Here is a 415-nt window from a genome sequence, read left to right on the forward strand (position 1 = left end):
GCGCTACTATTCGGACGTGCGAATCTGGAGTACGAAACGTGGCTCAGGTATGCCTTCCAACGCGGTCTTCGATAAGGAAGAGGGCGTCGAGATCGAGAAGAGCGTTACCGGGAAGGGTAACGACTTCTATCGCTATATCCAGACCAAGACTGTGAAAAACAAGCTGTGGACACCGGGACGAAAAGCATGGTTCCGCATCTGGGTGAGCGACGCTGAGGGAAACGGCTGCGGTCTGGACCCACTCTTCGATACCATCATGTATCTGAAGGAGACTGGCCAACTAGCCGGCAACGACCGCAAGCGACTTACACTGAAGCTGCATGGAATGGACCCGATTCAGAAGCCGACGTGGATGGAACTCAAGACATGGGTTCTGGGGACGAAGGAGCAGAAAATCGAGGTCTGCAAGAAATTC

The 415-nt window shown here is 53.7% G+C and carries 1 protein-coding gene; it reads left to right on the forward strand.

The window, feature by feature from the left end; genetic code table 11:
* Positions 1 to 49 precede the first annotated feature (49 nt).
* The coding region (locus AC1RPR_RS08375; protein ID WP_481763496.1) for a hypothetical protein at positions 50 to 415 on the forward strand (366 nt) is incomplete at its 3' end.

Source organism: Dellaglioa sp. CoH-57-MRSF-22 (genome assembly GCF_056781895.1).